This is a genomic window from Gracilibacillus timonensis, assembly GCF_900086715.1.
In the GTDB taxonomy this organism is placed as follows: Bacteria; Bacillota; Bacilli; order Bacillales; family Amphibacillaceae; genus Gracilibacillus; species Gracilibacillus timonensis.
Genome location: NZ_FLKH01000005.1, coordinates 1 through 880, shown reverse-complemented (window position 1 = coordinate 880; position 880 = coordinate 1). Strand labels below are relative to the sequence as shown.

Genomic DNA, 880 nt, shown 5'->3' with positions numbered 1-880 from the left:
AGATAGGTTCGAGGTGGAAGCATGGTGACATGTGGAGCTGACGAATACTAATCGATCGAGGACTTATCTATACATGATGTTGGCTTGTCCGATGAATTCTTATCTAGTTTTGAAAGTATATAAAAAAACACTTGATTTTTTTGAAATACATAGTATAATATTCCTTGTCACTGAAAAAATGCAGATAGCTTGGTGATGATAGCGAAGAGGTCCCACCTGTTCCCATGCCGAACACAGCCGTTAAGCTCTTCAGCGCTCATGGTAGTTGGGGGGTTCCCCTGCAAGAGTAGGACGTTGCCAAGCATATTTTATCCATTCCACAGTAGCTCAGTGGTAGAGCAATCGGCTGTTAACCGATCGGTCGTAGGTTCGAATCCTACCTGTGGAGCCAATGGAGAGCTGTCCGAGTGGTCGAAGGAGCACGATTGGAAATCGTGTGTGCGGTCAACGCTGTACCGAGGGTTCGAATCCCTCGCTCTCCGCCACTTTATATATACTGGCCCGTTGGTCAAGTGGTTAAGACACCGCCCTTTCACGGCGGTAACACGGGTTCGAATCCCGTACGGGTCACCACTACTTAAGATGTATGCTAGAAAGAAGGCGTGTTAAGATCGTGACTTTCTGTCGCAAAACGTGCACTAGTACACTCTATGCTTCGGAGGATTAGCTCAGCTGGGAGAGCACTTGCCTTACAAGCAAGGGGTCGCAGGTTCGAGCCCTGCATCCTCCACCATTCAGAATTTAATATCTTTTTATCATCGCGGGGTGGAGCAGTCTGGTAGCTCGTCGGGCTCATAACCCGAAGGTCGCAAGTTCAAATCTTGCCCCCGCAACCAATGGTCCGGTAGTTCAGTTGGTTAGAATGCCTGCCTGTCACGCA

5 tRNA genes and 1 rRNA gene are annotated in these 880 nt (G+C 48.5%); all 6 read left to right on the top strand.

The features are described from left to right. Nucleotides 1-188: 188 nt before the first annotated feature. Nucleotides 189-303: ribosomal RNA gene (gene rrf, locus BN6556_RS00180) — 5S ribosomal RNA — on the top strand. Nucleotides 304-316: 13 nt separating this feature from the next. After that, nucleotides 317-391 (top strand) — tRNA-Asn (locus BN6556_RS00175). A 2-nt stretch (nucleotides 392-393) separates the two neighbouring features. Beyond that, nucleotides 394-485 (top strand) — tRNA-Ser (locus tag BN6556_RS00170). Nucleotides 486-498: 13 nt separating this feature from the next. Further along, nucleotides 499-573, top strand: a tRNA-Glu gene (locus tag BN6556_RS00165). 84 nt (nucleotides 574-657) lie between these two features. Next, nucleotides 658-733, top strand: a tRNA-Val gene (locus tag BN6556_RS00160). 26 nt (nucleotides 734-759) lie between these two features. Further along, nucleotides 760-836, top strand: a tRNA-Met gene (locus BN6556_RS00155). Nucleotides 837-880: the final 44 nt, after the last annotated feature.